Source organism: Marinomonas sp. 15G6-16 (genome assembly GCF_055809555.1).
Map to the genome: position 1 here is coordinate 3093669 of NZ_CM147916.1, position 24135 is coordinate 3117803.

A 24135-nucleotide genomic window follows, 5' to 3' on the forward strand; every position below is an offset into this window, starting at 1 on the left:
TTTTTGTCTCTACAATTTGTGACAAGTAAAATGCTTAACGAGTCAGGCCAATAGGGCAGCTAACGCCCGTTCCATTTAATCCGCAGTAACCATTGGGGTTTTTGTGTAGATACTGCTGATGATATTCTTCTGCGAAGTAATACACATCAAGCGGTTCGACTTCTGTTGTGATCATGCCGTGCCCCGCTTCAATAAGGACTTTTTGGTAAGCATTTTTGCTGGCTTCAATGATGGCTAAATCTGCTCCATTTTTATAATAGATGACAGAGCGATATTGGCTGCCAACATCATTACCTTGTCTCATGCCTTGGGTTGGATCGTGGTTCTCCCAAAAGACTTTTAAGATGTCTTCTAATGACGTGACAGAAGTATCGAAAATGACTTGTACCACTTCACTGTGTCCTGTTTGTCCTGAGCAGGTTTCTTCATAGGTTGGGTTAGGCGTGTAACCGCCAGCGTAGCCAACGGAAGTAACGATAACACCTGGTGTATTCCAAAGTTTTCGTTCTGCTCCCCAAAAACACCCCATCCCTAAAATTACTTCCGCTTCGTTTTCCTTCGGGGTACGAACAAAAGGTTCGTTATTAATCACACTGATGCCAGAGATACTGAGTGGTGTGCTTCTACCAGGAAGGGCTTGCTCTTTTTCTGGGATCATGGATTTTTTTAAAATGTCGTTAATATTGTCTGACACTTTTGACTCCTTTAAAAAATGGTTGAAATTTTTAATAGTTATCTTTTTACAGCCAGAATAGGGCTGATACAAGTACTTTCAAGTTTTATATAGTTAGCTTCATAATAAGTAAAAAAGATGATTCTTAAAACTAATCCTATGTTATTTGTTAACTGGCCTTGACTCCTTGTTTTATCTACCTATAATACGCACCTCGTTAACACGGGCTAAGCAGTTTTGTTAAGCCAATTATCATTACAGAGATGGTAAAAGTTAGCGAAGATTAGTCGCGGGATGGAGCAGTCTGGTAGCTCGTCGGGCTCATAACCCGAAGGTCGTTGGTTCGAATCCGGCTCCCGCAACCAACTAATCGAATAAAATTGTTAGTGATTATCTTAGAAGATAAATTAGTCGCGGGATGGAGCAGTCTGGTAGCTCGTCGGGCTCATAACCCGAAGGTCGTTGGTTCGAATCCGGCTCCCGCAACCAACTAATCGAATAAAATTGTTAGTGATTATCTTAGAAGATAAATTAGTCGCGGGATGGAGCAGTCTGGTAGCTCGTCGGGCTCATAACCCGAAGGTCGTTGGTTCGAATCCGGCTCCCGCAACCATTTATTTAGTCACACAGTTTTAGTGCATAAAGAGATAAATTCTAAACATAACTTTGTTTAGTATGTCGCGGGATGGAGCAGTCTGGTAGCTCGTCGGGCTCATAACCCGAAGGTCGTTGGTTCGAATCCGGCTCCCGCAACCATTTCTAGTAAAGCTCATCATCTTAAGGTCGTTGGTTCACTCTCCATTTAAGAAAAGTGGCTCTCGTAACCATTTCTAGTAAAGCTCATCATCTTAAGGTCGTTGGTTCACTCTCTATTTAAGGAAAGTGGCTCTCACAACCATTTCAAGAAATTCAGTTCTATAAATAGCAGTCATTAGTTCTTTTTTAAACTCAGATAAGTATTCCTCAATCATTTCAAGAAGTCCCAATTAAAAAGTCTTTAGTATATTTTTGGCATTCAAATAGTTAACTCTTGCGTGTTTCGTTGATAAACCATTTGATGACGTTGCCGATGGCGAAAGTGGAGTGGTAGTTTGAGCAGATTTGATAGCCTCTTGTGGTCGATTTTAATCGTGGTCCAAGTTCTATAAGTTTGCCTTCTTCGATAAATGGATTGATGAGTCCTTCCCAGCCTAAACATATTCCTTGCCCATTAATAGCGGCTTCCACGACAAGCGGGTAGTTGTTGTAGCAAAACATGACAGGGTATTTTGAGGGTTGTATTCCAAGAGTTTCCGACCAGCTTTTCCAGTTAAGCCATCTTGGATCTTCTTTGTCTTTGTGTAATAAGGACAGCTTACGTAGGTCGATCAAAAAATCGCCTGCTTTCAATCCCATTCTCTCGGCAAAGCTGGGCGAACAAACAGGAAACACTTCTTCTGCAAATAAGAGTTCTTCAAATTTATATTTCCCAATATGGTCAGCAAAGTGGAATAAAATATCCGCGTTAGACGAGTTTAGTTCGGCTAAGTTGTTGGTTGGTTGTATTTCAAATTGATAGTCAGGAAAGGCTTCCTGTAAACGTTGCAGTCTTGGCATTAACCAATGAAAAGCAAAGCCAAAATAAGCGCTGATGGATATTTTTGTGTTGTTGGTTCGCAAGTTGGCTTTTGCGTTGGTTGTAGCGTTTAAGATTGAAGTAAGAGCTGCTTGTATTTCATAGTAATATTTTGATCCCGCTTCGGTGGCGGTTAATGGTTTTTTTGATCGATTTATTAATACGCCACCCACAGTATCTTCTAATGCTCTTATTCTCTGAGAAACAAGAGGCTGTGTAATGTCTAATTCTTTTGCAGCTACCGTCATTGATTGGTTACGGACTGTTGCTTCAAAAGCAAGTAGGCTGTTTAAAGTCGGTAAATCTTGTTCATTCATCATTAGAAAACTGCATCTTAGTTATAAGTTTTTGCCTCTGTCTCCTGCAGACTAATTGCTTGATACTGTCGCTGTCAATCAGGGGGAAAAAGAGATGTCGCAGGTTAGATTTTCTGTCAATGAAGCCGAAGCATCGATACTGGCTCATATCGATGCAGAAATCTTTGAGTTGCCAGCTTTGTGGTTGAGAGAGCGCTGCCAAGACGAAGCGCATCTTGATCAAATTACCCAGCAGAGGTTGTTTGATCCACATCAGTTAGAAGATGAAATATCACTTTTAAAAGTAGAGAAACAAAGTGATATACAATATCAATTAACTTTTAGTGATGGTTATAGTGGTTATTACGATTTTACGGAGTTCTTCGCTGATTTTGATTCATACGATGGTGCGCCAACACCAACACCTTGGATGAGTGATACTGATAAGCAAGACTTTTATGTCGACTATGATGACTTATCTTCAGATAATGGCATGTTAAAAGCGCTAGAAACCTTTTTAACAAAAGGGGCTTTGATAGTGACTAATGTGCCAAACAAGCCAGATGCGGTATTGGATGTGGCGAGTCAATTTGGTCAAGTCAGAGAGACAAATTTTGGTAAATATTTTGAAGTGTATACACGTCCTAATTCGAATGATTTGGCCTATCGCTCTGTACCTTTAGGCCCTCATACGGATAACCCTTACCGTGATCCTATGCCTGGTATTCAACTTTTACATTGTATTGAAAACCAAACCAGTGGTGGTTTATCTACCTTGGTTGATAGCCTTTCAGTGCTTGAAAAATTAAAGCAAGAAGATCCAGAAGGCTATAAGCTTTTATGTGAGGTTCCTGTACGTTACCGTTATGTCGAGGAAGACGTTGAGTTGGTTGAAAGGCGAACCATAATCGAATCGGATAACACGGGGAAAATTACAGGCGTAACCTATAGTCCTAGATTGGACTATCTACCACTACTTCCTAATGATCAATTGGTGATCTTCCATCGCGCTCGTAAACGCTTGGGGCAACTACTTAGCTCACCAGAGTTTGAATGGCGATTTAGATTAGAACCAGGTCAGTTACAAATGTTTCATAACACGCGAGTGTTACATGGGCGTACAGGATTTGATGCAAGTGAGGGTTTGCGTCATTTACAAGGCGCTTATATTGATTTAGATGCACCTAAAGGTCGTTATAAAGCGATTAAACGCCAAAAAAGAATGACAGATAAAGAGGGCAGATAACTATGCAAGTCGTTCAGTTTCGTCAAATGAAAGATGGCACGAAAGAAGAATATGAGTTTTTAACAGAACATGAAGAAGCCTATGCGAAAGGCTTACCTGACCGTATTTTACAAGCACTAAAAAACTTGGAGAATACCTTGTCTGGTTATCAGGTGAGTCGTCTCGAGCATTCTCTACAGTCTGCCACTCGTGCAGAAGCCGATGGTGCTGATAAGGAGATGATTGTCGCTGCGTTGATTCATGATTTGGGAGATGATTTAGCACCACATAATCATTCTCAATATGCCGCTTCAATTTTGCGTCCATATGTTCGCCCACAGGTTACTTGGGTGATTAACCAACACGGTCTTTTTCAGAACTTTTATTATGCTCATCATTTAGGTGGTGATCCTAACGAAAGAGACTACTTGAAAGATCATCCTTGGTATCAGTCTTGTGTGGATTTTTGTGAACGTTGGGATCAATCTTCTTTTGACCCAGACTACCCAACAAAACCTTTAGAGTACTTTGAACCAATGGTGCGAGAAATCTTCACACGCCCTGCGTTTGACCCTAAATATGTGGGAGCTCAGACAATGGGGAAAAGTGCGGTAGACATTGCAATGTCAGGAACTGCCTAAGTAAAGCGACACATGAGAGTGTAGCTTTTTCTAATCCCTTCCAATAAGACGTTAGATTTAATGGAGAGATTAAATCTAACGCTCTACTCAAAAAATTAAGCCTTTCTACCCTGAATATATTTCATTTCCCTAAAAAGTTAACTGGCTGTTCAACTATTATGGAATACACCGTTTTTTATCTTGCGCTAAAAGTATAAAATCATGGCCAAATTTTTACTCGATGAACTTATTTATTATTGGGAGTGTTCACGGCCATGCCGACAGAATTCGTTTTAAAGGCGTCTTGTGATGCGACAAGTGGTATTGTCGCTGCAGTAACGTCTTACCTTGCTCAGAACGATTGCTATATTTCAGAGATGCATCAATTTGACGATGAAGAGAATCAGCTGTTTTTTATGCGCGCTGTATGTCGAATTGAAAATGATGAAAACACGATTGAATCTATTCGCGCAGGGTTTGATGAAAAGGTATCTCACTTCAACATGAAATGGGATATTTTAGATAAAAGTGAGCCTGTTAGAGTCTTGCTAATGGTGAGTAAATTTGACCATTGTTTGGATGACCTTCTTTATCGTCATCGTAAAGGCGAGTTGCCAATGGAAGTGACAGCGGTGGTATCAAACCACAAAGACTTGCGTCCGATGGCGGAGCGAGAGGGTATCCGATTTGTACACTTGCCAGTGACGAAAGAAAATAAGGCGGAACAAGAAGAAGCGTTATTGGATATTATCACAGAAACAGGTACAGACTTGGTTGTGTTGGCCCGTTACATGCAAATTTTGTCGGATTCACTTTGTAAAAAATTGCATGGACGAGCGATCAATATTCATCACTCTTTCTTACCAGGTTTTAAGGGTGCGAAGCCTTACCATCAAGCACACCAGCGAGGTGTGAAGCTGATCGGTGCAACGGCTCATTATGTGACTTCTGACCTTGATGAAGGGCCGATCATCGAACAATCTGTTCAGCCTGTAGATCATACTTACTCACCAGAGCGTTTGGTTGCTGTGGGCCGAGACACTGAAACAGTCGCGTTGGCAACCGCAGTCAAAATGCACCTTGAACACAGGGTGTTTATGTACGGCAACAAGACGATTGTGTTTAAGTAACCGCCTATAATTAAATGCTTGATGGGAACCAAGAATGGAAGCCATCAAGCATTTACTCTTTAGATCGCATTATCCACCAAAATAATTGGATGCCCTTTTGAGCAGCGTTCTATTCTCGCGTCTACTTTATAGGCTTGGGCCAAATTGTCTGGGGTTAGGCAATCTAATGCGCTGCCATTTGCCAGTACTTTTCCCTGATTAAGCAAGACCACTTGATCGCAATAACGCAGTGCCAAGTTGATGTCATGGCTGATTAATAGGGCAGTTGAGCCTTGTTGATCGACTTCCTCTCGAATGGCTTTTAACACCTGCATTTGCCAGTTCAGATCCAGTGCGCTGGTGGGTTCGTCGAGCAAATAGAGTTTCGGTTTGCGTACAATGGCTTGAGCCAAGCTGATCATTTGTCTTTGTCCGCCAGACAATTTGTGCATCGGCAAAAGCGCTAAATGCGTAATCTGTAAACGCTGAAACACTTCTTCAATCCTGTTGTCTTGGGACGCTTTATCAGTGAGGCTCGCGGCGGCGCTTTTAACTACTTCATAAGCTAATAAACTGCTGCCTTGAGGAAGTGATTGCGGCACATAACCAATGTTTTTTAGGCGTTGGTGTTGGTCCATGTTCGCCAGTTCAACATCGTCTAAAGAAGCGGTTCCTTGGTAAGATTTTAAGCCAGCCAAGCCTTTTACAAAGGTGGATTTTCCCGCGCCATTTTGTCCCAACAGCGCCACCAAACTGCCAGGCTTTATTGGGTCTAGATTAATGCCTGACAGAATCTCTTTTTTGCCATAAGCGATGCGAATATTTTGAAGGAGTAAACTCATGATGGATTTCGCTTTTGATGTTGGTAAATAAGGGCGATGAAAAAGGGAATGCCGACGAGTGCGGTGACCATGCCGATAGGCAAGACTAATCCTGGAATCACGCCTTTACTGACAATGGACGCCAGAGACAGCAACAAGGCGCCGCATAAGGTGCTGCCAATTAGAAAAAAGCGATGGCTTTCACCAATGACCATACGAGCAATATGTGGTGCGACTAGCCCAATAAAGCCAATTTCGCCCACAAAAGCCAACGCGACGGCAGTGACCAAACTCACGCGAACCAATGTAGTGACTCTGAGTTTTTTGACATTGATTCCCATGCTTTGAGCTTGTTCTTCGCCACTGCGCAATAAGGTCATCGACCAAGAGTGACGTAAGCTGACCAGTAAGCACAAGGCAAAGACCACGGCGACTATGATGGCTTTTTCCAAATCGGCCCGTGCAAGGCTGCCCATTGTCCAAAAGACGATTTGTTGCAGTTGCCCTTCATCGGCGACAAATTGAATCACGCCAACCATGGCGTTCAAACCGAACATTAAGGCAATACCAAAGAGTAAAACGCTTTGAATACTGCCGCCTAAACTGTTGGCTACGCCAAGAATGATAAGAGACGTGAGGCAAGCGAAGGCAAAAGCAAACATCGGCAGCAAGTAGGTTTGGCTGATGCCGATTGAGCTGAAATCAAAAACGATCGCCAAAGAAGCGCCAAATGTCGCCGCTGAGCCAACGCCTAGTGTAAACGGGCTGGCAAGAGGATTGTTCAATGCGGTTTGCATCTCAGCGCCAGCGAGCCCAAGAGACGCGCCCACTAAAATCGCCATGAGCGCGTAGGGAAGGCGAATGTCCCAAATGATGACTTGCTGTGTGATGGGTAAGGATTCCGGTGACCAAAGGCCTTGAATCAAGTCGCCATAAGACAGAGAAGAAGGGCCTTCGGACAAATCGTAAAGCAATGACAGCGTGATGCTCACGGCCAACAGCGTCAATAAAATAAGGCGCGTGCTCATGTATTGACGATATTGGCTGGCTAAAGATCCGTTGTTTTTGGTTAGCTTACTCATGAGTGTCCTTAGCAAGCTGAGTCCAGTAAACACCTGTTAGAGGAATGGCTTGGAAACGCTCAAAGAACTCGTTTATGGTCGCGTTAGGGTCCAGTTCTTTAAACTCTTCTGGATACAACCATTTGGCGGTAACTTGCACGGCAATTAGGTTCAGTGGCGAGTTGTAAAAGCCATGCCAAAGGGCGTAAGCCTGCTGATTCTGATACGCGTTAAGCGTGGTTAACTTGTAACGCACAAAGGCTTGTTGCAAAGAAGCTTGCGCGAAATCGTTTGGTACGCCTGCGCCTAGCATCACGTAAGGGAGTTCATCGTCTGGGTTTTCTTTCGGCATGCCTTTAGAGCCAACTGCGGTGGCGATGTACACATCAGGTTGTTGTGTGAGAAGGTATTCATGGTTCACCATGCCAGCCGCGCCGGGAATCAAAGGCAGAGCAATGTTGTTACCGCCAGCGGCATCAATGAAGTCCGCCATCATGCCGCGCACCATGGTTTCACAGCAGCCATTTGTCACGCCCACTCGACTATGGATGAACACACGTTTTTTCTCATTCTGTGACAGTGTGGCGATTTTGTCTGTCACCTTGGTTAACTGACTTTGGTAGAAGGAAAGGAAGTCTTGAGCTTGCTGTTCTTTGCCTAATATCTTACCCAGTAGCAACAAACTTTTCGGGGTGTTTTTCAGAGGCTCTTTTCGAAAATCGACAAACACCACTTTTATGCCTGCTTTCTCCAGTACTTTTATGATGTTGGAATGACGGGCATTTGGGCCGTGTCCATCAAGGCTGAAAATGGCTAAATCCGCGTTTAATGCAATGGCACTTTCAATACTAAAGCTGTCCGCAGAAGAACGACCAATGACAGGGATATCCGCAATGCTTGGGAAGCGTTTTTGATAAGCAATGTAACTGCCGTAATCGACCCATTGCAGTTTGGAGAGCATGGCGGCAACAGGTTTGATTGGGTCGTCTTGGTTCAAAATAGACAAGGCATGTATGTAACGACTGTCGCCTAAAATAATGCGTTCAGGTTGTTTTGAAAAAGTCACTGAACGGCCCGCTAAGTCAGTCACCGTCACAGGCTTTTGTGCCGCTTGGACAACCAAACTGAGGGAACACATGAATGCGAAAAAAAGGCCCATTTTCAGACTTTTTAGCGAAGATAGGGTGTTCATGAAAAGCTTCCTTTTTATAACAAAGGCGCCAGCTCCTATAAAAATAAGAACCGGCGTAAAGGGGGAAAATCGTTATGATTAGAATTTATAAGCTGCGCTTAAACGGATGTCACGGCCAGCGGCTGCTTGGCCAGATACGATTGCGTAGCCTGTATTGTCCGTATAATCGGCTATTGCCGCATGGCTGATATATTGCTCGTTAAACAAATTGGTAACGCTTAAAGCTAGAGTTAGACTGTCATCATTTAAAGGAAGCCATTTTGCATACAAATTATGAACCGTGTAACTTGGTTTATCGATTTCTACATTGTTATCATAAATATCAACATATACATCAATGTCATAAATACCTTGAACTATTTCAGCAGACCAACCCGCTTGGAATTTATCATTGAATTCATAATCGAGGCTTAGTGCTAAAGTATCGCCAATGTTATTCGCAGTTGAGCCATATTCATAACGAGTTACGAAGTCACCGTCGGCTAAGCTTTCTGCACTATGGAAGTGTAAGCCAGCAGTTAACTTTTCCATTTGATAAGTGGCATCTAAATAGAAACCAACCGTTTCAATAGGGTCTTTTTTATTACCATAGGTGCTTTCATAAGTGGTGGAGTTGTAGTAATTAACCCCGTATGGGTCATTGATTACCGATTGATACACACCAAAGCCAACTTCGAATTTATCTGTATGGTAGTTAGCTCCAATTTCAATATTTTGAGAGCGCTCGAGCTCTAGCGAGTCATCAGTTAGATAAGAGTTTAATGTATAAGCGTCTCTTAACTCTGGTCCTCGAATAGCTTCTGCATAGTTGGTTGTAATATCAAAGTTTTCGTTAAGCTGATATGTCAGACCGATATTTGGAGCAAAGCCACCAGCAGAAAAGCTGTCTTCATATTCGTCTGTCATTTCATATTGATCATAACGTGCACCCATAGATAGAGTAAGCTGGTCTGAAATGGCAATAGTGTCTTGGATATATAGACCTGTTACGGATCCTGTGGCATCTACAGTTGATCCATCTGTTTCAAGTAAAGAGCTACTGTCATCACGATGGTTAAATCCGAAGACAATTTCATGATCTGAAATTAAACTTGTATTTCGAGCATTAATCCCAGTTGAGTCGATACTCCCGGAAACTAAGCTACCGTAGTAATATCTCTCTTGTTCATTATTTGTTTGGTAAACAGTTAATTTCGTATCGATTAGATCGTTATCTTTGTCTGTAAATTGATAATTTAATGTTGTTGTCTCACGAGCGAACACACTGTCTGTTAAGTAGTTTTTATAACTTGCAAACCATTCTGGTCGGTATAACATTTCACCTTCTTGCTGGATATTTTCATGGCTAAGGCTTAATGTTTGCTCATCAGTTAGGTGCGATTTGATTTTTAGGAATCCTACATTTGCATCCTGCTCTGTTCCATCTAGCTCATTGCCTTCTCCATCTTCAAAATTGGAATGGCTAGAATCAGTAAGGTGTACCATACCCTCTAATTTTCCTGACTCTGTTCGGCCGTAAACAGTGGCGCTGTTTTTAAGCCCTTCACCGTTACTGCTGTAAGTGGATTTTAGTAAAGCGCCAATGTTTTGGTCGTCTTCTAGTAAATCACTCGGGTCTTTAGTAATGAAACGAACGGAGCCGCCTAATGCGCCAGGTCCTGAAGTTGCATTGGCTGCACCTGCTTCTACTTCAACTCGTTTCAATAACTCTGGTTCAAGAGAAATGCGTCCTGCGTGATGGAAAAGAGCATTAGCTTGCTCTGCGCCATCAATTGTAATGTTTAGAGAATCCTCTCCTATATTGCGAACATAGATTTTTTGGCTTGTTGTATTACCACCGCCCGCTGTGATTTCACTTTTATTGCGGAAGAGGTCTTCTAAACTGCTTGCCTGGCTGTTTTCAATGTCTTCTGAAGAAACGGCTTGGTCTAGTTCTGTAATCGCACGACCTTCGATTTTAAGTTCGTCTAATACCGTGTCTTCAGCCATGGCTAAGCCAGAAAGGGCTGCTTGAGAAACAGCAAGCGCTAAAAGTGTTTTTGAAAATAAACGATGGGAACGCATAAATACCTCTATAAATGAGAATTGTTTACATTATCTGTTGGGTATTATGTGTTTTACGTAAAGAATGTGAATGACTTTTACATTTGTTACATTTGATCAATGCAAAAGTCATTTATTGACTCATTTTTTATGAGGATTTATAAGGTAGTTGAATAGAAACGACTAATCCGTTTTCTGATTTATCTGTGACGTTTTGAGCATAGATAGAGCCATCAAGTGCATGGATCTGCCTTTTTGCGAGTGCCAGTCCTAATCCGTAGCCACTCTTTTTAGAGCTCACAACGCGTTCGTTATCCTGACTGTCTTGTTTGATACGGAAGAAGGGCTTGAATATGTCTTCCAAATATTCTTCGGGCACGCCACAGCCTTGGTCTTTTACTTTGATGACGAGAAAATGGCTTTCTTGATGCAGTGATATGGTGACCGTTTTTCCAACTGGTGTATGGAAAAGCCCATTTCTGATGATGTTTTCTAGCGCCGCAGTTAATGCTTGGTGGGCGCTCTTTATGATTATTTCTTGGTCTGGTTGAAGTAACTTGACGGTATGTTGAGCAAATTCGAATTGGGCATCCTCAACAATGACTTGCAGTAAAGCGGTAATGTCTAAGTCGTGTAATTCAAGCTTGGGTGATTCTGTATTAAACCAGGCGAGTGTTAGTGCGTCGTCTATCAACCCTTGCATGTTGGAAGATTCATAACGTAAGCGCTCTAATGCACTCTGAGATTGTAAGTCCTGCTCGACACAGTCCACGGCAATGTTGAGTCGTGTTAACGGTGTTCTCAGCTCATGGGACAAATCGGCCAAGAGTTGGCGCTGATCTATGATCAAGGTGCTGATGCGATCTGCCATCTTATCAAAGGTTGTGGAGAGCCGTGTTAATTCATCGTTGCGCTGTGTTAGCGCTTCACTGGCACGCACATTGAAGTCACCTTCGCTAAAACGTCGAGTGGCTTTTTCCAATCGTTTCAGCGGTTTCATTACATGTTTATACAGAATGAAGGTAATCAAACATAAGATGAGAAAGGGCAGAGCGATTTGCAATAACAGGTCGATAATGAATAAATTTTTGCCCGGTCTCATGCGTTGTGGAAGCTGGATTAAAAAGCGCGTTACGCCATCCTCAAATGGAATGTCCATGGTTGGGTTATATTTGAAATATAAGTGTATTTTCCATTCTAGGCTGCGGCCTAACGCAAAGGTTTCAATGTACGCATCGGAGAGTTGCGTATCGGCGAGGTTTTCAATCGAAGGGCGAGAAATGGCAATCCAAGTGTTTTCTTTTTCTTCAATTCCTTTGACCCATAAAGCTAAGGCGCTTTCACCTTCTTCATAAAGAATGTGTTCGGCTTCTTTCGCGTAGGCTCGTAATTCGGCTCGATAGCCTTGGTCAATATAACTCATGCTGTCTTCAGTATGACTGGCGACCAAATCAATCAACCAGAAAAAGATCACGGTGCCGACGGCAATAATCGAGAATAATTTCCATAACAAACGGTTTTTCATCGGTAACAATACCCTTTGCCATGAACGGTAATCAGGTACTCACTTGGCATGCCAGTGGCGATCAGCTTTTTACGTATACGACTGATGTGCATGTCTAAGCTTCTATCATATTGATTATGTGGTTTGCCTAATGCCATTTGGGACAAAAAGGATTTGTTCAGGGTGTTGCTTTGGTTTTCCACCAGTAACCAGAGTAGTCGAAATTGAGTGGGCGATAAGTCTATTAGTTGTTGGTTGTAATGGATGCTTTTCTCTAAACGGGATAAGACTAAATCGTCGTCTTTTAGGTTTAAGGATTTTTGAGTGTCTTTGGTTTGTAGTGTTCGTCTTAATAAGGCATCTACCCGTAATAACATCTCAGTGAAGTTGAATGGCTTAGGTAAATAGTCATCTGCACCAATGCTCAAACCTTTGATACGATCTTCTTCTGCACCAAGAGCTGTGAGCATCATGACAGGTGTTTGTCGCTCTTTGCGTAATAGGCTTAGGATGTTTAAGCCATTCATATTCGGAAGCATGATGTCCAATAAAATAAGATCAAAAGATGACTTTAGAGCAGCGAGCAAACCTTGCTCTCCATCATGACATACTTGTGTTTTAAATCCTTTAGACTCTAAAAGTTGAGATACTTTTTGACCTAAGAAAACATCATCTTCAATGATTAAAATCTTAGAACTGAGCATGTTAATTACCACATTTAAATGAAAATCATTCTTATTGTAGGTTGTTTTATATTCAAAGTCACTTGGTGATTAAAAGAGAGGCTCTTTGTTGAATTTATTTAGGCTTCAAGTTGGTACTTTGAAAATACAATAGAGAAGAGGAGGCTCAAATGCAGAAAAGCCAACCCAAATGGGTTGGCTTTATATTTTTAATAAATAGACTGCTTATTTAGTATATATCCCTTTTAAGAAAAGGGGGTAACCTAAAAGGAACGCCATAACCAAATAGAGTAGGTCTGTTTATTTTCTTTGGTTAGAAGTCAATACTAAGTAGCAGACCTAGTAATTTATCATCGTCTTTTGTAGAAGAGCTTACACCGGTGCCTTTAGCTTTAAGGTAAGTGCCGTCTTCAGTTCCTGCTTCCACATAAAGTTTTACTAATTTACTAAAGGCATAAGAAGCACCAATACCCATACCTGAGTAGTTATCAGTGCCAGATATGCCATTATCGATAGTTTCGTAACCAGCGTATACATCAAGTTTATCGCTAACTTCATAGTTCACGTTAAACTCAAGACCTGTTGAATCGTAGTCCGTTCCAGACTCTTCTGCACTCATAGAGCTGTACAAAGCACCTAGAGTAAATGGGCCTGTGAAGTATTCAACTTGTGCTTGCCAAAAATTTACTGTTGCTGTGTCATCTTCATCTGTTTCTTTACCAACACCAGCTTCGATCTGGAAATCACCTACTTTTGTTTTACCGTACAATGCTGAACGTTGAACAGTTGTAGTATCTTCGATTTGAGTGTGGGAAGCGACAATTTCAAAGTCATCATGATCATATTCAACGACAACTGTTTGGCCAAATACTGTGCCGCTACCGTCTTGTTCGCCTGAAGCGCGCCCCAAATTGGCTATTTCAAACGTATCTATACCTAGAGGGTCAATAGCGTCTTCACGATAACCTGCTGTCACAGTGAGATCATTATATTGGAAACCAGCAAAGGTTGAAGCACTTTCAGCTGGGTCTCCATCATCACTTTCAACAGTCAAATCTGCTGATGCAAGGAAACTTAATGAGTCATCGATTTTTATTTTAAAGTCGAAATCGATGTCATCAAAATTAGCTTCAAGTGTTGTTTCACTTGGATCTGATCCTGAAGTTTCTTGTTCAAATATGAGGTCAATATCGCCGTTTAGATTAAAAGTAAGATCATCAGTCTTAATTAAATCAACTGCGTGAGATGATGTAGAGACAGCCATAGCTATTGCAGTTAGGCCAAAAGCGGTAACAAGCTTAGTTGCTTTCATTCGGAATACCCCTGTTATTTTTATTGTAATTTACTTTTTATTTGAGTCTTAATGTTGCACTTTATTTGGGCGGTGAAGATAACTAATTGGTTTTTTGTATCAATATCGCACCAATTGTGAACAAATAAAGGACAGGTTCAATATATCATACAATATTAATAAAACAATAATTCCGAAGAAAAAAATTGCAAAGGATAAAATGAGGGTTTTTTAATCTAAAGCTATGATTTTATTGATTATTTTTTGATTTTTCTGGAGGGAGGGGTGTATGTTTCTTGAATTTTATGGTTTGTTTTTAAGTATCTTTTTGTGAAAAACCAATGCTTTTAAGCCACTTTCTATATTTATGTCTTTAAATACAGGTGGGTTTTCGAGTCGAAATTGATACTTTAAAGACGGTGCTTCTGCCTCCATTCCGTCAATGAGGAACTGTGAGGGTAAGGTTGGGTCATTTACGCAAGCCAGTACTTTGCCGTTTTCGGTGAGGAGCTCAGGAAGGCGTCGAAGGATTTTCTGGTAATCTTTGGTTAGGGCAAAACTACCACGTTGAAAGGTTGGTGGATCGATAATAATAAGATCGTACTCACCGTATTTTTTGATTTTTCCCCAAGACTTGAAAATATCATGGGCGAAAAACTTTACTCGATTGAGATCGTGCTGATTTAGTCGGTGATTTTCCCTTCCTCGATTAAGTACCGCTTTCGCCATGTCTAAATTGACGACAAAATCAGCTCCGCCTTCAATCGCAGCAACGGAGAAACCACAAGTGTAAGCAAATAGGTTCAGTACGCGTTTATCTTGGCTGTTTTCTTTTACCCATCGACGGCCATAGCGCATATCTAGGAAAAGGCCTGAGTTTTGGTTTTTTCCTAAGTCTAGCTGGAAGAGTAATCCGTCTTCATTAACAACTTGATGCTCTTGGTAATCACCCCACAAGCATTCAGTCGGGCTTTTTTCACGGCTTCTATGTTGTAATAAAAGAGACTGAGCTTTGCTTGTTTGCCACTCCGCTCGTGTTGTCCAATCAAGCAAAGTACAGGTTAATCGCTCTAGCTCTTCTGTGGTCGGCTCTTTGAAAAGAGAGACCAGTATTTGGCCGCCTAACCAGTCCACTGTAATTTGCTCTAAGCCGGGAAAACATTTTCCCCGTCCATGAAAAAGTCTCTGAACACCTTGTGGTGACGGATTTAAATTGAGAAAAACCTGTTCTGTTAGTGTGTTTAGAGTCAGAGAGTCCATTTGAATATAAGTCTTAAGCCTTTATGTCTAGAGCGTGTTCTTCAGCAGAAGAAACAATGCATTCGCCTGCAAGATTAGGCGCAACTCCGACAGAATAACCGTCATTTTGCATGCCTAGGAGCCATTTTTCAGACCAATCTGCTGCGCTAATTTCTAAACCATTAAAGCCTTCATATTCCTTTTTACCCCAATCTGCCGCTAATGCTTCTGTTGGCCAAATAGGTAAAACTTTGTCGCTGCCCAGATCAATGATGAGGCAGCCTTCTGCATCTGCAAGTGTCCAAAGAGGTTGGCCTTTTTTGATCAAGGTAACAACTTGGGTGTAACGCTCACTGCTTGGTAAACGGTAAAACGCGTCGTCAAATGTAATTGGTGCCGTCATGGTGGTATTTGCTCAGAGGTAAAAAAAGAAAAGGATTTTAGCATACTGAAAAGCAGAGGAAGAGAAAAAGAATGGCTGTTTTAGCCACTCTTTCTTCCTATTGCGCGTTCTACTATTTTGGGAGGCGGTTTAATGAAAGAGCTTTTCTAAGTCTTGTAAGTGTGCCTTTTTCTCGGATTCGCTCATCCAGCTACAGGTGATCCCATTTTTAGCTAATTGCAATAATTCAGCTTTAGTAACAGCCGTTTTTTGAATGAGGGCACGATAATTGTCATTCATGTAGCCACCAAAATAGGCTGGATCGTCCGAGTTGACCGTGGCATTTAAACCCAGTGCGAGCATTTTTTTGATTGGATGCTCTGCCATGTCGTTGACAACACAAAGCTTCAGATTAGAAAGCGGGCATACTGTGAGAGTTAATCCACGTTTTTTGATTTCTGCGATTAAGGCTTCATCTTCTAAAGCTCGGTTTCCATGGTCAATTCTATCTACTTGGATAACATCAAGAGCTTGCCAAACGTATTCTGGTGGACCTTCTTCGCCAGCATGAGCGGTAATTTTTAAACCTAAATCACGGCAAGCTTGGAACACATTGGCAAATTTAGCGGGTGGATGACCCACTTCTGAGCTGTCTAACCCAATGCCATCTATCCATTCAAGATAAGGTTTGGCTAATTCTAATGTTTCAAATGCACTTTCTTCACTTAAATGTCGCAGGAAAGACATAATCAGTTTGGATGTCATTCCCCATTGCTTTTTAGCATCTTGTAGAGCGTTATAAATTCCTGTGATCTGTACTTCAAATGGAACATCACGAGAAAGATGCCCTTGTGGATCAAAGAATATTTCCACATGAACCACATTTTCTTTATGCATTTTCGTTAGATATGCCATGGTGAGATCATAAAAGTCGGCTTCATGGAGTAAGACAGACATACCTTGGTAATACAGATCTAAAAAGTCTTGCAGCTGGGTGAATTGATAGGCTGCTTTTAATTCATCGATTGTTTTGTATTTTAGAGTGACTTGGTTACGTTGAGCGATAGCAAACATCTGTTCTGGCTCAAATGTGCCTTCAATATGCAGGTGGAGTTCTGTTTTAGGCATTTTTTCTGCGAGCTGAAGCAGTGTGTCTGTTGTACTCATGTGATTACCTTTAATTTCTTTGATTCTAATGTTGTATTTTGTAGAGCGATGGATGAAATAAAATAGATTAATTGCTGAGGCGTATTGTAGAGGTATTCATTGAAGATAGGTAAGGGTAACCAGTAAATTTTACTGGTTACCCAAAGGTAATTAGCGAGGAATCTCGTCTGTAATACCTTCTACATACCAATTCACTTGAGCAAGCTCCACATCTGTTAGTGTATGTCCTGCTTCAACAACAAGGTTGCCTTTGTTGTCTTTGATGGGGCCAGTAAATGGTTTTAGTTCACCAGACTTAATCGCCGCATAAGTTTCATTGATTTTCTTCTTCACATCTTCAGGAAGATTCGGGTTGATAGATTCAATCGTTAAGATGTCTTCTTTAAAACCACCCCAGTAATCTTTTGGTTCCCAAGTGCCTTTCATGACTGCGTCAGCGATACTGATGTAGTAAGGAGCCCAGTGGTCACGAACAGAGAACATGTGTGCTTCAGGAGCAAATTTACTCATATCAGATGCTTGGCCGATAGCGCGCATACCACGTTTTTCCGCTGCGATAAGTGGTGCTGGGCTGTCGGTATGCTGAATTAAAACATCAACGCCTTGATCCATTAGTGCATTTGCTGCATCGGTTTCTTTACCTGGATCATACCAAGTGTTTACCCAAACAATTTTGATTTTTACATCTGGGTTAACGCTTTTCGCAGCCATGTAGGTTGTGTTGATATCACGGATAACTTCAGGAATAGGGAAAGATGCAATGTAACCAATGGTGTTGGTTTCAGTCATCATACCTGCAGTGACGCCTGATACATAACGTCCTTCATAAGTACGCAGTACATAAGTTCCTACGTTTTTAGACATCTTGTAGCCAGTAGCATGCTCAAAGGTCACATTTGGGAAGCGTTTAGCCACTTTGATGGTTGGGTTCATGAAACCAAAAGAGGTAGTGAAGATAAGATCATTACCTGCTTTCGCCAATTGTGTGATAACACGTTCAGCATCCGCACCTTCAGGCACGTTTTCAACGAAGGTTGTTTCGACTTTATCACCGAAGTGTTCTTCTAAGCCAAGACGACCTAAATCGTGCTCGTAGCTCCAACCAAGATCGCCAACAGGACCAACATAAACAAATCCGACTTTTAATGGGTCTTCAGCGAGAGCAGCGTTTGCTCCTGCTAAAAGTCCTAGACCAACTAGTAAACTCTTAAGTTTCATTTTTAGCTCCTATGTGTGCCCGAAGGCATTTTTTTTGATTATTAATTGATATTTAATTTAAGTTACTTACGCCATATTTCTTGGGTTAAAAGGTTTACCCAAGGATCTAGGGGCAAGCAATTTTTCTTTGAAATGATCTGCGCCGATAATCACCATAACTACGACAGTCGCAACATATGGCAACATGGCCAATAAGTTTGGAGAGATAGACCAACCAAAACCCTGTAAAACCAAATGCATGATGCTGGCTAAACCGAATAGGTAAGCACCTAGCATGATGCGACCAACACGCCATGAAGCAAACACCACCAATGCTAAGGCAATCCAGCCCCGTCCAGCAGTCATTCCCTCAACCCACATTGGCGTATAAACAAGTGACATATAAGCTCCTGAAATACCTGCCATTGAGCCGCCAAACATAACGGCTAAATAACGAACTCTAAGAACTTTAATACCGATTGCATTGGCAGCATGAGGGTTTTCACCGACCGCTTTAAGCGTTAACCCAATGCGCGTTTTGTTAACGATGTAGATTAACGCGACAGTCATACAAAATGAGAAATACACCAAAATATCGTGGCTAAATAAGATGCGTCCAATATAAGGAATATCAGATAAAACAGGGATGGCCACGGGTTGAAATCCTTGAATGATTTGTCCAACGAAGTCAGCACCGATAAATGCGCTTAAACCTGTGCCAAAAATAGTCAAAGCAAGACCAGTTGCCACTTGGTTGGCGCCAATATGAAGAACCAATACTGCAAAAATGAGGCTCATAAGGACACCCATTGCCATGGCAGAAATAACGCCTAAACCAATGTTGCCTGTGCTGTAAGAAACCAAAAATCCTACTACAGCGCCCATTAGCATCATGCCTTCTTGACCAAGGTTCAGTATTCCTGATTTTTCACAAATCACTTCACCCAAAGCGATGAAAAGTAACGGTGTGCCGGTTTTTATAGCGGCAAACAAAATTTGTACCATTAGATCCGCGTCCAAAGTATTCTCCTAGTTTGTCGCTTGATTAGTGGAAATAAGGCGATTGTTAATAAAAAAATCACACGCCAATAAGAAAAATAACAATACGCCTTGGAACATGCTTACCACAGCAACAGGAATGCCCATTTCGATTTGAGCTAAATCACCACCCATATAAAGTACAGCCATGAAAACAGCTGCAAGTATCGCTCCGATTGGGTGTAAGCGACCCAAATAAGCCACGATGATCGCAGAGTAACCATAACCAGGAGACACGTTGGGAACGAGTTGACCTATTGGTCCTGTTGTTTCGCTAACACCGGCTAATCCGGCAAGTGCGCCAGCGAATAACATAACGAACCAGCTAAGCTTTTTACCACTAAAGCCTGCGTATCTTGCTGCTGGTTCGTCTGCACCAAACACTCGAATTTGAAAGCCAAGGTGGGTTTTGCTCAAAATGAACCAACCCACGACACCTGCCAATACTGCGAATAAGACGCCTAAGTGAATGCGGCTACTTTCAAAAATAGTTGGTAACAAGGTTGTATCAGAGAAAATAGCTGACTCAGGGAAACCGTAACCATCTGGATCTCGCAAAGGGCCATGAACCGCCCATATAAGGAGATAAAGGGCAATGTAGTTAAACATGATGGTGGTAAGAATAAGGTTTGAGTTATAGCGCAACTTTAAGAACGTAGGAAGCGCAGCCCACAGCATTCCCGAAAGAATGCCAGCAATAAGCGTCACTGGAAGCGCAAATACAGATTCTGAATCTATAAAATAAAGTGCCATGGCTGAGCCGCCTAACGCCCCGGCCAACAATTGTCCTTCTGCACCGATATTCCACATATTTGCTCGGTAACATAAAGATAAACCCACTGCACAAAGCAATAATGGGCCCATTTTTACGAACATTTCGCCAATGTTATAGCTGTCGGCCAAAGGTGCGATTAAAAGGACATGCAATGCCTGATATGGATCTTTGCCTATCGCGGTAAATAGAATGCTGCCAAAAATTAAAGTTAATACGATAGCAAGCAGCGGAGATGTTACTTTCATTAGCGTACTTGGTTCAGTACGAGCTTGAATACGGATCATGCGCTGACCTCTTGTGTTTGATTGGCGTTGTTAATGAAGGTGCCAGCCATCCATTGACCGATTTGGTCTATGTTGGTTTCTTCCGTTTTGACTAAAGGTGATAAATAACCATCACATACTGCGGCCATACGATCGGCTAGCAAAAACAACTCGTCTATATCTTCTGAAATTAATAAGATGGCCGCGCCTTTATCTCGGAGTTCCAATAAAGCTTGATGGATTGCTAAAGCGGCACCAACATCAACGCCCCAAGTTGGGTGAGCGCAGATAAGCACTTTTGGTGCTTGTCCTATCTCACGTCCCATGATGAATTTCTGCAAGTTACCACCACTTAGGCTTTTCGCCTCTGAAAACTCACCGTGGCATTTTACTTTGTATTTGCTGATAAGCTCTGTTGTGTATTCTTTGATGCTCTGCCATTGCACTAAGCCGTTTTTGATAAAACCGTCGCTATGAGTGAGAAGGGTGTTTTCCGTCAAACTCATGTCAGGTACAGCGCCGCGTCCTAGGCGTTCTTCTGGAACATTTGCGATACCCAGTTTACGTCTTTCTCCCGCATGTAAATGACCAATGCTCATGCCGTTTATTGACAGCCCATCTTTTACATTACGATCATCTTCACCACTTATAATGGCCATTAGTTCGTCTTGACCGTTGCCAGCGACGCCCGCGATACCTAAGATTTCACCTGCTTTTAAGTCGAAGTTGATGTTTTTCAGTGTGGTACCAAAAGGGTGCTTTGCTGGTAATGAGAGGTCAGAAGCATTAAAGACTTCTACCGAGCCTTCTTTTTTAGAATAGCCGGCGTCTTGTTCTGCAAGGTCGCCAACCATCATTTTTGCAATTGTAGCTGGTGTTTCTTCATTAGGTACACACGTATCAACGACTTTGCCGCCTCTAAGAATAGTGGCTTTATGGCAGATTTCAGTGACTTCATGAAGCTTGTGACTGATAAATAAAATACTACAGCCTTCTTTCGATAAGGTGCGTAGAACGTTAAAGAGTCCTGCTACTTCTTGTGGCGTTAGAACAGAAGTAGGTTCGTCTAGAATTAATAATTTCACCGATTGAACAAGGCATCGCATGATTTCAACACGCTGTCTTTCGCCAATAGAAAGTGAATGCACGTATCTGTTTGGATCTACATTCAAGCCGTATTCCTCAGAAAGCTCTGTGATTCTTTGAGCAAGATCACCAATTTTACTGAGCTGTGTTTTGCTGAGGCATAATTCGATATTCTGGCAGACCGTCATGGTTTCAAATAATGAGAAGTGTTGAAACACCATACCGATGCCTAAGTCTCGAGCAATAGAAGGGGACTTTATGCTTACCTCTTTTCCATCCCAAATAATGTCGCCTTTATCGGGTGCGACAACACCATAGATGGTTTTAACCAAGGTGCTTTTACCTGCACCATTTTCTCCTAGCAATGCATGTATCTCACCAGGCATTAAGGTGAGATTGATATTGTCATTGGCAAGACAGCCAGGGTATTGTTTGGTGATATTCGTGAGCTCAAGGCGCGATATCAGATTATGCTTTTTCAATGTCTTGGCACCTTATTTTTAGAATTAAGTGTCATATAAAAGTTTTCTTACTTTACTTTAAGTTAAAACATTAGCCTGTCTAAAATAGACCCAACAAAGAATGTCTTGCATTATATTGGTGCTTTCAATTCATTTTTGGTGCAAAAAAGTTCAAGAGTTGTTTTATATTTGACCGATTAGTTAATGTTTGGTTTTTCTTTTCTCTAATGTGGTTGCTTTAATCAATATCCATGCCAATGGTTCTAAGTGGGTGGCAAATAAAGAAAGTGAGCATCATAAAGGAAGCCCAAGAGTGTGATCTTGCTTTTTTGCTGGGTTGGTCAAGTCGTTTTGGTTGCCTTAAGTGATAGGAAAGACAGTCGCTCTTCTGTAGAATACGGCCATTAAATCTTGCTTCACCCTTTTGATACATTTAAAAGGTTTGTGGTAGAAACCTGACTATACACTTGGGAATGCTGTGTTTTCTCCAATAAAAAAAATACTCGAGAAACTTCTTAATTTTGGTTTCTCTGATGAATTTGATAATGACCTCAACCAGAAACATGTCGTCAATTTTTCGTATTTGGCATTTTGTTTTTGTTGCTTCTTTATGGTGTTTTCATCTGCCTTTTGTCAAATTACGTCCTTGGTTGTTATTTCTACTGTTTGCTTCTTTTTAGGTTTGCTGGGATGGCGCTGTATTTATAGAGGCCTTTTTGAGCGAGCGCAGCTATGGATGCCGATTATATCTGGTGTCCATATATTCATTCTTAGTTCCTTTTATTTTGGCCCGGATAGTTTATTTCATTGGCTTTTTGTCAATATTATTGCCTATAGCGTTGTTGTTTTTCGATCAGATCAGCGGCTCATAAAATATTTAATGGTCACTGCTTCTATTGTATTTTTTCTGATCTGTGAGTTTGTGAATGTGGATAAAGTCCACCTATCTCCTGGTCGAGAAAATCTGATGATCGTGTTTGTTTTCTCCTTTGTGTGCTTCTATTTTGCGGTTGTTATCAACTTGGTCATGAGCCGTTTGAAGTCGGTTAATAGCTATTTGCGCACATTGGCCGAAAAAGACGAGCTAACAGGGTTGTCTAATCGACGCAAAGTGCTCGCGGATGCTGTTAATATCTTTGCAGACTCTGTTATCAATAGACTGTCATGTGTTTTTGCAATCATAGATATTGATCACTTCAAAAAAATAAATGACACGTATGGCCATGATGTAGGGGATTTGGTTTTAGCACAGGTCGCCGAAAAAATGCGCACTGCAATACGCCCTCAAGATGAGATTGGGCGTTATGGTGGCGAAGAGTTTATTGTGATTATGCGTGATATTGACCTCAAGCAAGCTGAAGTAGTGGTAGAGCATCTGCGTAAAAGTGTAGAGGAAATGCACATAGAGACGGATCAAGGTGCTGTAATTCCGGTAACTATCAGTGCGGGGTTGGCAGCCATTACATCTGACGTTTCTCGCTACGAAGAAATTCTCGCGCAGGCTGATAAAGGTTTGTATAGCGCGAAACGTAACGGGCGAAACCGGATTTATATTCAAAACTGATCGTCATCGTTATAAAAAAGTTATTTCGTGGTTGACATATGAGTTGTCCACTTTCTCTGTGGATAAGCTTGTTGGCTACTCTATTTTTTCCATATTTATTCGTAATGGAGATCGTTTGATTCAGATAATATTTCGTTGCGATGACTATTGGTTGATTAATAAACCTGCTGGTATGAGTTTTCATGCTGAGTCTGATGAAGTTGGGGTGATGCAGTCTTTGGCTGATATGTATCCTGACGTCACTTTTTATCCTGTCCATCGCCTTGATAAGATGACATCTGGTCTGTTAATTGTTGCCTGTAATAAAGAGGCAGCTGCGACTTTTGGTGGCAAGTTTGAGAAACATGACATCGAAAAGCGTTATATAGCGATATCAAAGCGTAAACCGAAGAAGAAGCAAGGAACGGTTTCTGGTGGGATGCAACCGAGTCGACGAGGGCAGTGGAAGCTTACTCAAGAAGCAAAGAACTTTGCTATCACACAGTTTTTTTCATCGGCGTTTCAAGGAAACAGAGTTTTTCTAGTACGTCCGCTGACTGGGAAAACGCATCAGATTCGTGTGGCATTAAAAAGTATCGGCTCTCCAATTTTAGGGGATTCACGATATGGTGGTGATGAATCAGATCGAGGTTATTTGCATGCTTACGCTTTATGGTTCGAGTGGAATGGAGAGGTAAGGCGTTATACTTGTTTACCTGAATCAGGAGGCGGCTTTTCAAGCGACTTTGCTGATTTTGTAAACACTCAATTTGATGAGTCTTTATTAAAATGGCCCTCTAAAAAATAATTTATAGAACTCAGTAGAAAATATCTATCTGAGAAGGAAAGCG

21 protein-coding genes and 4 tRNA genes are annotated in these 24135 nt (G+C 41.6%); 9 read left to right on the top strand and 16 right to left on the bottom strand.

Annotated features, from left to right (window positions below):
• Nucleotides 1-34: 34 nt before the first annotated feature.
• Nucleotides 35-658: a peptide-methionine (S)-S-oxide reductase MsrA gene (gene msrA, locus AC0L46_RS14645; RefSeq protein WP_473507158.1), complete on the bottom strand. Its 624-nt coding sequence runs from the start codon at nucleotides 656-658 to the stop codon at nucleotides 35-37.
• A gap of 303 nt (nucleotides 659-961) precedes the next feature.
• On the opposite strand from msrA, the gene AC0L46_RS14650 reads away from it, so the two are divergent.
• From AC0L46_RS14650 to AC0L46_RS14665, 4 genes are all read left to right on the top strand, one after another.
• Nucleotides 962-1038 (top strand) — tRNA-Met (locus AC0L46_RS14650).
• Between the two features lie 47 nt (nucleotides 1039-1085).
• Nucleotides 1086-1162: transfer RNA gene (locus AC0L46_RS14655), tRNA-Met, on the top strand.
• A gap of 47 nt (nucleotides 1163-1209) precedes the next feature.
• Nucleotides 1210-1286: transfer RNA gene (locus AC0L46_RS14660), tRNA-Met, on the top strand.
• Nucleotides 1287-1352: 66 nt separating this feature from the next.
• Nucleotides 1353-1429: transfer RNA gene (locus AC0L46_RS14665), tRNA-Met, on the top strand.
• A gap of 267 nt (nucleotides 1430-1696) precedes the next feature.
• Here the strand turns inward: AC0L46_RS14665 and AC0L46_RS14670 are convergent.
• Entirely contained in the window at nucleotides 1697-2608 is a 912-nt protein-coding gene (locus AC0L46_RS14670) for a LysR substrate-binding domain-containing protein (RefSeq protein WP_473504625.1), read from the bottom strand.
• Nucleotides 2609-2699: 91 nt separating this feature from the next.
• Here AC0L46_RS14670 and AC0L46_RS14675 point away from each other — a divergent pair, with 91 nt between their 5' ends.
• The 3 genes from AC0L46_RS14675 (at nucleotide 2700) to purU (ending at nucleotide 5559) form a co-directional block, all read left to right on the top strand.
• Nucleotides 2700-3830 carry a TauD/TfdA family dioxygenase gene (locus AC0L46_RS14675; RefSeq protein ID WP_473504627.1) on the top strand — a complete coding sequence of 377 codons (1131 nt, stop codon included), beginning with the start codon at nucleotides 2700-2702 and terminating at the stop codon, nucleotides 3828-3830.
• Nucleotides 3831-3832: 2 nt separating this feature from the next.
• Nucleotides 3833-4450: an HD domain-containing protein gene (locus AC0L46_RS14680; RefSeq protein ID WP_473504629.1), complete on the top strand. Its 618-nt coding sequence runs from the start codon at nucleotides 3833-3835 to the stop codon at nucleotides 4448-4450.
• 254 nt (nucleotides 4451-4704) lie between these two features.
• Nucleotides 4705-5559: a formyltetrahydrofolate deformylase gene (purU, locus tag AC0L46_RS14685; protein WP_414680032.1), complete on the top strand. Its 855-nt coding sequence runs from the start codon at nucleotides 4705-4707 to the stop codon at nucleotides 5557-5559.
• Nucleotides 5560-5618: 59 nt separating this feature from the next.
• On the opposite strand, the gene AC0L46_RS14690 is transcribed toward purU, so the two are convergent.
• From AC0L46_RS14690 to AC0L46_RS14755, 14 genes are all read right to left on the bottom strand, one after another.
• The gene (locus AC0L46_RS14690) at nucleotides 5619-6380 is read right to left on the bottom strand and encodes an ABC transporter ATP-binding protein (protein ID WP_473504631.1); all 762 of its coding nucleotides are present in this window, start codon (nucleotides 6378-6380) and stop codon (nucleotides 5619-5621) included.
• Nucleotides 6377-7441, bottom strand: a complete 1065-nt coding sequence (locus AC0L46_RS14695; protein WP_414680030.1) for a FecCD family ABC transporter permease — start codon at nucleotides 7439-7441, stop codon at nucleotides 6377-6379. Before AC0L46_RS14695 ends, AC0L46_RS14690 begins: the two co-directional genes overlap by 4 nt.
• A complete protein-coding gene (locus AC0L46_RS14700; RefSeq protein WP_473504632.1) occupies nucleotides 7434-8612 on the bottom strand; it encodes an ABC transporter substrate-binding protein in 1179 nt (392 codons plus the stop codon). Before AC0L46_RS14700 ends, AC0L46_RS14695 begins: the two co-directional genes overlap by 8 nt.
• Before the next feature lie 78 nt (nucleotides 8613-8690).
• Complete coding sequence (locus AC0L46_RS14705; protein ID WP_473504634.1) at nucleotides 8691-10676, bottom strand: TonB-dependent receptor domain-containing protein; 1986 nt, start codon at nucleotides 10674-10676, stop codon at nucleotides 8691-8693.
• A 127-nt stretch (nucleotides 10677-10803) separates the two neighbouring features.
• Nucleotides 10804-12180, bottom strand: a complete 1377-nt coding sequence (locus AC0L46_RS14710; RefSeq protein WP_473504635.1) for a sensor histidine kinase — start codon at nucleotides 12178-12180, stop codon at nucleotides 10804-10806.
• Nucleotides 12177-12863 carry a response regulator transcription factor gene (locus tag AC0L46_RS14715; RefSeq protein ID WP_473504636.1) on the bottom strand — a complete coding sequence of 229 codons (687 nt, stop codon included), beginning with the start codon at nucleotides 12861-12863 and terminating at the stop codon, nucleotides 12177-12179. Before AC0L46_RS14715 ends, AC0L46_RS14710 begins: the two co-directional genes overlap by 4 nt.
• Before the next feature lie 292 nt (nucleotides 12864-13155).
• Nucleotides 13156-14154 (bottom strand): porin, encoded by a 999-nt coding sequence (locus AC0L46_RS14720; protein WP_473504638.1) that lies wholly within the window; start codon nucleotides 14152-14154, stop codon nucleotides 13156-13158.
• A gap of 282 nt (nucleotides 14155-14436) precedes the next feature.
• On the bottom strand, nucleotides 14437-15393 hold the full coding sequence (locus AC0L46_RS14725; protein WP_473504640.1) for a class I SAM-dependent methyltransferase: 957 nt from the start codon (nucleotides 15391-15393) through the stop codon (nucleotides 14437-14439).
• Between the two features lie 13 nt (nucleotides 15394-15406).
• Nucleotides 15407-15775, bottom strand: coding sequence for a DUF2750 domain-containing protein (locus tag AC0L46_RS14730; protein ID WP_473504642.1), 369 nt, complete (start codon nucleotides 15773-15775; stop codon nucleotides 15407-15409).
• A gap of 129 nt (nucleotides 15776-15904) precedes the next feature.
• Nucleotides 15905-16921: an adenosine deaminase gene (locus AC0L46_RS14735; protein WP_473504644.1), complete on the bottom strand. Its 1017-nt coding sequence runs from the start codon at nucleotides 16919-16921 to the stop codon at nucleotides 15905-15907.
• A gap of 150 nt (nucleotides 16922-17071) precedes the next feature.
• Nucleotides 17072-18139: a BMP family ABC transporter substrate-binding protein gene (locus tag AC0L46_RS14740; RefSeq protein WP_414680022.1), complete on the bottom strand. Its 1068-nt coding sequence runs from the start codon at nucleotides 18137-18139 to the stop codon at nucleotides 17072-17074.
• A 66-nt stretch (nucleotides 18140-18205) separates the two neighbouring features.
• Nucleotides 18206-19138 carry an ABC transporter permease gene (locus tag AC0L46_RS14745; protein WP_473504647.1) on the bottom strand — a complete coding sequence of 311 codons (933 nt, stop codon included), beginning with the start codon at nucleotides 19136-19138 and terminating at the stop codon, nucleotides 18206-18208.
• A 9-nt stretch (nucleotides 19139-19147) separates the two neighbouring features.
• Nucleotides 19148-20215, bottom strand: a complete 1068-nt coding sequence (locus tag AC0L46_RS14750; protein ID WP_473504648.1) for an ABC transporter permease — start codon at nucleotides 20213-20215, stop codon at nucleotides 19148-19150.
• Entirely contained in the window at nucleotides 20212-21762 is a 1551-nt protein-coding gene (locus AC0L46_RS14755; RefSeq protein WP_414680019.1) for an ABC transporter ATP-binding protein, read from the bottom strand. The genes AC0L46_RS14750 and AC0L46_RS14755 overlap by 4 nt, the downstream gene beginning before the upstream one ends.
• Before the next feature lie 946 nt (nucleotides 21763-22708).
• Between AC0L46_RS14755 and AC0L46_RS14760 the strand changes: the two genes are divergently transcribed.
• Both AC0L46_RS14760 and AC0L46_RS14765 read left to right on the top strand, forming a co-directional pair.
• Entirely contained in the window at nucleotides 22709-23305 is a 597-nt protein-coding gene (locus AC0L46_RS14760) for a GGDEF domain-containing protein (protein ID WP_473504651.1), read from the top strand.
• Between the two features lie 115 nt (nucleotides 23306-23420).
• Nucleotides 23421-24092, top strand: coding sequence for a TIGR01621 family pseudouridine synthase (locus tag AC0L46_RS14765; protein WP_473504653.1), 672 nt, complete (start codon nucleotides 23421-23423; stop codon nucleotides 24090-24092).
• The last annotated feature ends 43 nt before the right edge of the window (nucleotides 24093-24135 follow it).

Bases quoted from the DNA above. Each gene is read 5' to 3' on its own strand.
- AC0L46_RS14715 (WP_473504636.1), bottom strand. From the start codon at position 12,863: ATGCTCAGTTCTAAGATTTTAATCATTGAAGATGATGTTTTCTTAGGT.
- AC0L46_RS14680 (WP_473504629.1), top strand. From the start codon at position 3,833: ATGCAAGTCGTTCAGTTTCGTCAAATGAAAGATGGCACGAAAGAAGAA.
- AC0L46_RS14675 (WP_473504627.1), top strand. From the start codon at position 2,700: ATGTCGCAGGTTAGATTTTCTGTCAATGAAGCCGAAGCATCGATACTG.
- AC0L46_RS14670 (WP_473504625.1), bottom strand. From the start codon at position 2,608: ATGATGAATGAACAAGATTTACCGACTTTAAACAGCCTACTTGCTTTT.
- AC0L46_RS14710 (WP_473504635.1), bottom strand. From the start codon at position 12,180: ATGAAAAACCGTTTGTTATGGAAATTATTCTCGATTATTGCCGTCGGC.
- purU (WP_414680032.1), top strand. From the start codon at position 4,705: ATGCCGACAGAATTCGTTTTAAAGGCGTCTTGTGATGCGACAAGTGGT.
- AC0L46_RS14720 (WP_473504638.1), bottom strand. From the start codon at position 14,154: ATGAAAGCAACTAAGCTTGTTACCGCTTTTGGCCTAACTGCAATAGCT.
- AC0L46_RS14695 (WP_414680030.1), bottom strand. From the start codon at position 7,441: ATGAGTAAGCTAACCAAAAACAACGGATCTTTAGCCAGCCAATATCGT.
- AC0L46_RS14725 (WP_473504640.1), bottom strand. From the start codon at position 15,393: ATGGACTCTCTGACTCTAAACACACTAACAGAACAGGTTTTTCTCAAT.
- AC0L46_RS14730 (WP_473504642.1), bottom strand. From the start codon at position 15,775: ATGACGGCACCAATTACATTTGACGACGCGTTTTACCGTTTACCAAGC.
- AC0L46_RS14750 (WP_473504648.1), bottom strand. From the start codon at position 20,215: ATGATCCGTATTCAAGCTCGTACTGAACCAAGTACGCTAATGAAAGTA.
- AC0L46_RS14735 (WP_473504644.1), bottom strand. From the start codon at position 16,921: ATGAGTACAACAGACACACTGCTTCAGCTCGCAGAAAAAATGCCTAAA.
- AC0L46_RS14740 (WP_414680022.1), bottom strand. From the start codon at position 18,139: ATGAAACTTAAGAGTTTACTAGTTGGTCTAGGACTTTTAGCAGGAGCA.
- AC0L46_RS14690 (WP_473504631.1), bottom strand. From the start codon at position 6,380: ATGAGTTTACTCCTTCAAAATATTCGCATCGCTTATGGCAAAAAAGAG.
- msrA (WP_473507158.1), bottom strand. From the start codon at position 658: ATGATCCCAGAAAAAGAGCAAGCCCTTCCTGGTAGAAGCACACCACTC.
- AC0L46_RS14760 (WP_473504651.1), top strand. From the start codon at position 22,709: ATGATCGTGTTTGTTTTCTCCTTTGTGTGCTTCTATTTTGCGGTTGTT.
- AC0L46_RS14700 (WP_473504632.1), bottom strand. From the start codon at position 8,612: ATGAACACCCTATCTTCGCTAAAAAGTCTGAAAATGGGCCTTTTTTTC.
- AC0L46_RS14705 (WP_473504634.1), bottom strand. From the start codon at position 10,676: ATGCGTTCCCATCGTTTATTTTCAAAAACACTTTTAGCGCTTGCTGTT.